General features: G+C 49.1%; 10 protein-coding genes. All 10 read left to right on the top strand.

The features are described from left to right. A partial coding sequence (locus QZ157_RS05965; RefSeq protein WP_295143067.1) for a CDP-alcohol phosphatidyltransferase family protein occupies positions 1-594 on the top strand: 594 nt, incomplete at its 5' end. Positions 595-747: 153 nt separating this feature from the next. After that, a complete protein-coding gene (locus QZ157_RS05960) occupies positions 748-1,143 on the top strand; it encodes a hypothetical protein (RefSeq protein ID WP_295143064.1) in 396 nt (131 codons plus the stop codon). Next, a complete protein-coding gene (locus QZ157_RS05955) occupies positions 1,130-2,296 on the top strand; it encodes a beta-ketoacyl synthase N-terminal-like domain-containing protein (protein WP_295143061.1) in 1,167 nt (388 codons plus the stop codon). The genes QZ157_RS05960 and QZ157_RS05955 overlap by 14 nt, the downstream gene beginning before the upstream one ends. After that, a complete protein-coding gene (locus QZ157_RS05950) occupies positions 2,293-2,733 on the top strand; it encodes a thioester dehydrase (protein WP_295143058.1) in 441 nt (146 codons plus the stop codon). Before QZ157_RS05955 ends, QZ157_RS05950 begins: the two co-directional genes overlap by 4 nt. After that, a complete protein-coding gene (gene fabG / locus QZ157_RS05945; protein WP_295143056.1) occupies positions 2,726-3,439 on the top strand; it encodes a 3-oxoacyl-ACP reductase FabG in 714 nt (237 codons plus the stop codon). The genes QZ157_RS05950 and fabG overlap by 8 nt, the downstream gene beginning before the upstream one ends. Further along, the gene (locus QZ157_RS05940; RefSeq protein WP_295143053.1) at positions 3,439-4,680 is read left to right on the top strand and encodes a beta-ketoacyl-ACP synthase; all 1,242 of its coding nucleotides are present in this window, start codon (positions 3,439-3,441) and stop codon (positions 4,678-4,680) included. The genes fabG and QZ157_RS05940 overlap by 1 nt, the downstream gene beginning before the upstream one ends. Positions 4,681-4,897: 217 nt before the next feature. Then, positions 4,898-5,317 (top strand): excinuclease ABC subunit A, encoded by a 420-nt coding sequence (locus QZ157_RS05935; protein ID WP_295143051.1) that lies wholly within the window; start codon positions 4,898-4,900, stop codon positions 5,315-5,317. Between the two features lie 15 nt (positions 5,318-5,332). Further along, entirely contained in the window at positions 5,333-6,013 is a 681-nt protein-coding gene (locus QZ157_RS05930) for a beta-ketoacyl synthase chain length factor (RefSeq protein WP_295143048.1), read from the top strand. Continuing rightward, the gene (locus QZ157_RS05925; RefSeq protein ID WP_295143045.1) at positions 5,991-6,743 is read left to right on the top strand and encodes a 1-acyl-sn-glycerol-3-phosphate acyltransferase; all 753 of its coding nucleotides are present in this window, start codon (positions 5,991-5,993) and stop codon (positions 6,741-6,743) included. The genes QZ157_RS05930 and QZ157_RS05925 overlap by 23 nt, the downstream gene beginning before the upstream one ends. Continuing rightward, on the top strand, positions 6,740-6,997 hold the full coding sequence (locus QZ157_RS05920; RefSeq protein WP_122862785.1) for a phosphopantetheine-binding protein: 258 nt from the start codon (positions 6,740-6,742) through the stop codon (positions 6,995-6,997). The genes QZ157_RS05925 and QZ157_RS05920 overlap by 4 nt, the downstream gene beginning before the upstream one ends. Position 6,998: the final 1 nt, after the last annotated feature.

The following is a 6,998-nucleotide window of genomic DNA, read 5'->3' as shown; positions in this document are numbered from 1 at the left end:
AGTATTTACGAGCTAAAACCCAGGTTTCAAAATCTACTGCGCCCGCTAGTTAGGCGTCTTTATAGCGCAGGCGTCACGGCAAACGAAGTTACTATCGCTGCCTGCGCCATTTCCGTTTTACTTGGCGGAGTTCTGATAAAATTTGCCGATATTTCAGCGCTATTTTTTCTACTGCCCGTTTGGATGTTTTTGCGTATGGCGCTAAATGCCATAGACGGTATGCTAGCTCGCGAGTTTAATCAAAAAAGCCCGCTAGGAGGCTACCTAAACGAGGCTACGGACGTTATTTCGGACGCCGCACTTTATCTACCCTTTGCCTTCGTAGCTCCGTTTGGTCAGAGCGTTATCACGCTCGTTATCTTTCTATCTTTTATGAGCGAATTTTTAGGCGTGCTAGGTCAGATCCACGGACGGGGCAGGCGATATGACGGACCTATGGGTAAAAGCGACCGAGCGTTTTTATTCGGGCTTATAGCTACCGTTTACGCGCTACTGGGACAGCTACCCTCGTGGAGCGTCTGGGTGCTTTACGTAGCGGTATTTTTACTAGCGGTTACTTGCGTAAACCGCGTGAGGATGGGGCTGGGGGAGTAGATTAGCTTATTTTAAGCGCCTAAATCCCTTGCATTCCTAAATTTGCGCGGTCTTTAGCTGGAGGCAAGCTCTGCGCTGTAGGTTTAAGGTAAAAAAGATATAATTTAAAATTATTCTAAAAAACAATAAAGATTTTAATGGGGCGGCTAGCGAGTGAGGCTTAAAAGAGCTTTTAAATTTTTACTTATTTTTACGGCGACGATCTTTTTTTGCGGATGTGCGGCGAAGGCAAAATTTGATGTTCCGCAGATCGTAAATTTCGACAAACGCGAGTTTGAAGTGATTTCCCAAAGCGGCTCAAATTTGCTCTATATTTCGCATGAAAAAGAGGATTTTTATTTTACGATGATAAACTCCATGGGTACTCCGCTGGCTAGGCGAGTTTTAAGGCCGAGCGGCGAATTTGAAGCTATCGGTTTTTTACCGCCAAATAGCGCCTACAGCGAGCTTTTTGTGAAAGTGCTAAATATCGTAAAATCAAATCAAAAAGAGGCCGTCATAACGGCAAATAACGAAAATTTTAAGGTAAGAGCCCTTGATATACGTTAGTAAGCCAGCCCTCATCAGCGCAGCCGGAGCCGATGCGGAGGAAAATTTTGCAAATTTATGTGGCGAAAAGAGATTTTTGAGCGTTTGCGAAGGCTTTAGGGCGGATAAAAGCTTTATCCTCGGCAAAGCCCGCGCGCCGCTGGCTAAATTTAGCCAAAATACGCCAAAACACTTGCAAACGCGCACGAACGCTCTGGTTTTAAGTGCGCTTTTGCAGCTAGATAAAGACGTGCGAGACGCTATCAAAAAGTACGGCAAAAATCGCGTCGGCGTAGTGGTGGGCACGACTACTAGCGGCGTGGAGGAAAACTACGAAACGTTTAAGGATTTTGCCGCAACGGGGTTTTTTGATGCTTCAAAATTCGGCGTCAGTCGCAACTCCTTAGCCAATCCGTCCGAATTTATTGCCGATTTTTACGGGCTTAGCTCGGTTGCGTTTTCCGTCTCGACGGCCTGTACCTCGGGCGTCAAGGCGATCATAACGGCAAAAAGGCTGCTGGAGCCCGGTATCTGCGACGCCGTAATCTGCGGCGGCGTGGATAGCCTAAATACGCTAACGATAAACGGCTTTGATAGCCTAGGCATCCTAAGCGCGCGCGAGACCAATCCGTTTTCCAAAAATCGCGACGGTATAAATATCGGCGAAGGCGCGGCATTTTTCGTGGCGAGCAGGGATGAAATCTCAAACGTCGTTATCGCGGGCGAGCACTCAAACTGCGATGCGTTTCATATGACGCAGCCCGATTTTAGCGCTCAGATGCAAACAAAGTGCGTGCAAAAGGCGCTGCAGGCGGCAAATTTAAGTAGCGTTGATTATATAAATTTACACGGCACGGGCACGCAGGCAAACGATAAAATCGAGGCAAAGATCGTGCATTCGCTTTTGCCGCTCGTACCCGCAAGCTCCGTTAAGCCTCTAATCGGCCACACGTTAGGAGCCGCAGGAGCCATCGAGAGCGCGCTTTGCGCTATGCTTTGCGCTAGAGGTGAAACAGTGCTGCCGCCGCACGTATATGACGGGGTTTATGATGATGAGATAGAGAGGGTAAATTTGGTAAAATTTGGCCAAAAAGCGGTCGTAAATTCAGCTATGTCGCTGTCGTTTGCATTCGGCGGCGATAACGCGGCGATCGTGTTTGGGAGGGCGAAATGAGCCTAGAGGGTTATCTCCCGCACGGCACGGCGATCATTTTTATCGACGAGGTGCTTAAATTTGAAGAAGGACGCATAAAAACCAAAAGCGTTATAAAAGAGGATAATAAATTTCTCTCAAACGGCAAATTCGCCATGCACAAAACCGTCGAGATGATGGCTCAGTCGCTGGGCATCTACGACTCAAAGATGCGCGAACTAAAAGGTATGAAATTTGGCCTGGGTTTTTTGCTAGGCAGTAGAAAATTTGAGATATTTAAGCCATTTTTACAGGTCGGAGACGAAGTCGTCATCGAGGCTGCCTGCTCGATACAAGACGCAAGCGGTTTTGGCGTTTACGACTGCGAGCTCTACGTAAACGGCGAGCTTGGAGCGCGCGCGACGCTAAACGTGCTAAGCCCGGACGAGGAATACGTAAAAAGGATACTAGATGAGTAAAAGAGTGCTGATAACGGGCTCAAGTCGTGGCATCGGCGAAGCGGTGGCTAGACGGCTGGCGGCGGCTAGATACGAGGTCGTGCTGCACGGCAAAAGCGAGAGCGAGCGGCTATTAAATTTACAAAACGAGTTAAATTTGAGCGCTTTAAAATTTGACGTCGCAGATACGCAGGCGGCAAGAGCGGCGATCGAGGCCGATATAGAGGCTAACGGAGCTTATTACGCGGTGGTACTAAACGCCGGTATCACGCGCGATAATACCTTCGTAGCGATCGAGGATGAGGATTGGTTTAGCGTCGTAGATACGAATTTAAACAGCTTTTATAATGTCCTAAAGCCAGCTCTCATGCCTATGATCCGCGCCAAAAAGCCCGCTCGCATCGTCATCATGAGCTCGGTCTCAGGCGTCATCGGCAACCGCGGACAGAGCAACTACGCAGCGAGCAAGGCCGGCCTCATCGGCGCGGCAAAATCCCTAGCCGCCGAGCTAGCCTCGCGAAATATCACCGTAAACTGCATCGCACCGGGACTCATCGAGACTGATATGACGGACGGCGGTTTGCCGATGGAGGAGATCTTAAAGGCAATCCCCGCTAAAAGAGCGGGCAGAGCAGACGAGGTCGCGCCTTTGGTGGAGTTTTTGCTAAGCGAGGGCGCAGCCTACATAACGAGGCAGGTTATCGGCGTAAACGGAGGGCTTTGCTGATGCGAGTTTTTATAACCGGCATGGGTATGGTGAGCGCCTTTGGCAAGAGTTGGGACGAGATAAGGGCTAAATTTGAGCTTGGCAAAAACGCCGTGAGATACATGCCTCAGTGGGATAGATATGAGGATCTAAATACCCGCCTAGCTGCGCCCATAGAGGGCTACGAGTGTCCTATCTCGTGGGACCGCAAGCAGCTAAGAAGCCTAGGCATAGTCTCGATGTATAGCGTCGAGGCGGCGGGTCTAGCGCTAAGAGACGCAGGACTGATGCGAGGCGAAAATTTAGACGCCGCGAGCCTAGATCCTAGCGTGCAGGACGGCAGACTAGGCGTCGCGTGCGGCTCGTCTACGGGTAGCACCGAGTCGATACTGGCGATGGCAAAACTGCTAGAGCGCGGCGAAAACGAGTGCAATGCCAACACCTACATCAAGATGATGCCTCACACCACGGCGGCAAATATCGCGCTTTTTTACTCGCTAAAAGGTCGCATTATCCCGACGTCCTCGGCCTGCACGAGCGGTTCGCACGCGATCGGATACGCCTACGAGAGTATCAAAAGCGGCAAGATCGACATGATGTTAGCAGGCGGCGCCGAGGAGCTGTGCCCGAGCGAGGCGTACGTGTTTGACATGCTTTATGCCACTAGCGTGAAAAATAGCTCGCCCGAGATTTCGCCGGCTCCCTTTGACGAGGGGCGCGACGGGCTAGTGCTAGGCGAGGGCGCTGGGATACTTTTGCTTGAAAGCGAAGAGAGCGCCGTAAAACGCGGAGCTAAAATTTACGCCGAGGTCGTGGGTTTTGGCTCAAACTGCGACGGCTCGCACGTAACGCGACCGCAAAGCGCGACGATGAAAGGCGCGATGGCTTTAGCCCTAAAAGATGCAAATTTAACGCCTGAAAAGATCGGCTACGTAAACGCTCACGCCACGGCGACTAAGCAGGGCGACATCGCCGAGAGTATCGCTACAAACGAGCTTTTCGGAGATAAAATCGCTATCAGCTCACTAAAAAGCTACCTCGGCCACACGCTGGGAGCTTGCGGCGGTTTGGAGGCGATATTTAGCGTGATGATGATGAGAGAGAAGAGATTTTTCCCGACGATAAATTTAACCAGCGTCGATCCGGAGTGCGCGCGGCTTTTTTATCTGAGCGAGCAAACGGCGATAGATACGGACTTTGTTATGAGCAACAACTTTGCTTTCGGCGGAGTAAATACCTCGCTAATTTTTAAAAGAATTTAAAACAAAGCGGCAAAGCGGGTCTAAATATCGGCGAAAAAATCAAAGCATAAAGCGGCGCTTTGCTAGGCAAATGCTTTTTAAAGATAAAGCAAAGCAATACCGCGAGCGTCGTTTGCCTTTGCGGGGTAAAATTTGGGCTAAAACCGAGCTTTTATGTTTATACTAACGAAATTTACGGTAATATTATGCGCTAATACGGCAAAATAAAGGAGAAAAAATGAAAAAATCATTAGTTTTGGCAGGCGTTTGCGCCTTGGCTTTAAATTTGAGCGCGCGCGACGACGTGCAGCACTTTTCGATCGAGGAGGCGTTAAACTCGCCAAAGGCTAAAGAGGTGCTAAATCCAAACATCAAGCTAAGCTTTGGCTCGGGTACGAAAGGCGGCATCATCAAAAGCGGCCTAATGGCGAACAAAAAAACCAATGCCTTTAACAAAAGCGACAAAGAGGCGTGCGAGTGGGCGTTTTTGTCGGCGGTAAAAACCTTCCAAGAGCGCGCGGTGCAAGAGGGCGGCTCGAAAGTGGTAAATTTGACCGGATACTACAAAAAACAGCCTTTTGACTCTAAAACGCAGTTTCAGTGCGGCGCGGGCGCTTTGATGGCGGGCGTAACGCTAAAAGGCGATATAGCAAAATAGGCGGCAAAAGGAGAAATGGGGCTAAATTTTAAACTCGATTTTTTTGACGCGGTAGTTTTTAACGGCGCGCAGGACGCGAAGCTAGCGGCATACAAGAGGGAGCTTGACGTCTCGCACGTGCCCCCGCTTGAGCGTCGCAGGCTTAGCCGCGCGGCAAAATGCGCCTTTGATCTAACCAAAAATATCGCGCCGCTTGATATGCCTATCGTTTTTAGCTCTTATGAGGGCGAGATAAATCGCTGTTTTGAGCTGCAAAATACGCTAGCTCGCGGCGAACTCATATCGCCGACCTCGTTTTCGCTCTCGGTACACAACGCCCTTTCTTCACTTTTAGCGATAAATTTTAAAAACCGTAGCGAAATCTCCGCCGTTTCTGCATACGCGCCGCTAGAGTACGCTTTGGTGCAGGCGCATCTGATGCTAAAAAGCGGAGCCAAAAATGCGCTCGTTTTAGCCTATCACGAGAGCATTTCGCAGGAGTATTTTGATGAGTTTGCGCCCTCATGCATGGTTTGTTTGCTAGTTAGCGAGGGCGAAAATTTAAGCCTATCGCAAGGCGATCTAGGCGGCAAGACGGATGAAAATTTGCTCGTTAAGTTCTTGCAAAATTTCGATCCGAAGCAAAAATGCTCTTGGCAAAGCGCGGATAAAAACTCCGCTTGGCGGTGGGATTATGAGCCCTCGTCGCGGGTTTAAAATTTTTATCGTCGGGGCGAATTTCGCACTATTTGGACTCATCTGTGCGCTTGGAAATTTGATCTTTATCCCGGTCGCGCTTCTTGGACTTTATAAATTTAAATTTATTCGCTATTTTTGCCGCGATCTGGTGCGTTTGGCTTGGAGATTTTTTATATTTTCTACTCAAATTTGCGGCTATCAGCGCACCAAATTTGACCTTCCTTTGGGGCTTGGCTCCGCTTCGCAGATAATCATCGCAAACCACCCTTCGCTTTTAGACGTCGTATTTTTGATAGCGCTCATCCCTCGCGCAAACTGCGTGGTAAAAGGGGGCCTTGGTAAAAATATTTTCTTGGCTCCAGCGATAAAATCCTGCGGCTATATCCTAAACACGGCAAACGAGGAGCTCTTGCAAAAAAGCGCGGATGCCCTAAAAAGCGGCGAGAGCTTGATAATATTTCCCGAAGGCACGCGCACGGCGGGCGAGATTGTCTTTCACAAAGCCGCCACCTATATCGCGGTAAATGCGGCAAAACAGCTAGTCGCCATCGCCATTAAAATGGATCCGCCCAGCCTCAAAAAACACGAGCCTTGGTACAAAACCCCGAGCGTTATGATAAAATACGAGTTCAAAGAGCTTTTTAGGCTAAATTTGGACGGGTTTTGCGCGGATAGGCCAAATCCGATCAGGGCTAGAGAGCTGCACGCTTTTATCAGCGAAAATTATACAAAGGAGTTTAAACAATGAACGAACTAATAGAGGAGATAAAAGAGCTCATCATAAAGAGCTTAAATTTAGAGGATATGAAGCCGAGCGATATCGATGAGAATGCGCCGCTTTTTAACGAAGGACTCGGGCTTGATAGCGTCGATGCGCTCGAGCTCGGCCTTGCGGTACAAAAAAGCTACGGCCTAGTGCTTGATTCTAAAACCGCAAATTTAAAAGAGATTTTTTACAGCGTAAAAAGCCTCGCGCAATACATCTTTGAAAATAGGAAATAAC

Source organism: uncultured Campylobacter sp. (assembly GCF_905372745.1).
Lineage (GTDB): Bacteria > Campylobacterota > Campylobacteria > Campylobacterales > Campylobacteraceae > Campylobacter_A.
Note: the sequence above shows the minus strand (reverse complement) of the source record. Positions and strands in the feature narration are given on the sequence as shown.

Excerpts from the sequence above, each read along its gene's own strand:
- QZ157_RS05935 (WP_295143051.1), top strand. The coding sequence starts at position 4,898 with ATGAAAAAATCATTAGTTTTGGCAGGCGTTTGCGCCTTGGCTTTAAAT.
- QZ157_RS05930 (WP_295143048.1), top strand. The coding sequence starts at position 5,333 with ATGGGGCTAAATTTTAAACTCGATTTTTTTGACGCGGTAGTTTTTAAC.
- QZ157_RS05940 (WP_295143053.1), top strand. The coding sequence starts at position 3,439 with ATGCGAGTTTTTATAACCGGCATGGGTATGGTGAGCGCCTTTGGCAAG.
- QZ157_RS05920 (WP_122862785.1), top strand. The coding sequence starts at position 6,740 with ATGAACGAACTAATAGAGGAGATAAAAGAGCTCATCATAAAGAGCTTA.
- QZ157_RS05950 (WP_295143058.1), top strand. The coding sequence starts at position 2,293 with ATGAGCCTAGAGGGTTATCTCCCGCACGGCACGGCGATCATTTTTATC.
- fabG (WP_295143056.1), top strand. The coding sequence starts at position 2,726 with ATGAGTAAAAGAGTGCTGATAACGGGCTCAAGTCGTGGCATCGGCGAA.
- QZ157_RS05925 (WP_295143045.1), top strand. The coding sequence starts at position 5,991 with ATGAGCCCTCGTCGCGGGTTTAAAATTTTTATCGTCGGGGCGAATTTC.